Consider the following 205-nt stretch of genomic DNA (forward strand, 5'->3'; position numbering starts at 1 on the left):
ATCGCCCGCGAACTCCACGACGTGGTGACCCACCACGTGACGGCGATGGTCGTACAGGCCGAGGCGGCCCGCTGTCTGACCGCCGTCCCCGATCGCCTCGACCAGAGCCTGACAGCCGTCACCGACACCGGCCGCCGGGCCATCACGGATCTGCGGCACCTGCTCGACCTGCTCAACCCCGACCACAGCACCGAGCCCACGAGAC

The 205-nt window shown here is 70.2% G+C and carries 1 protein-coding gene; it reads left to right on the top strand.

Going from position 1 to position 205, the window contains the following annotated elements:
• Window positions 1-205, top strand: a 205-nt coding sequence (locus tag J0695_RS42465; protein WP_206970119.1) for a histidine kinase dimerization/phosphoacceptor domain-containing protein, incomplete at both ends; no start/stop codon positions are given.

Origin of the sequence: Streptomyces beijiangensis, assembly GCF_017315755.1 — a bacterium.
Classification (GTDB): Bacteria; Actinomycetota; Actinomycetes; order Streptomycetales; family Streptomycetaceae; genus Streptomyces; species Streptomyces beijiangensis.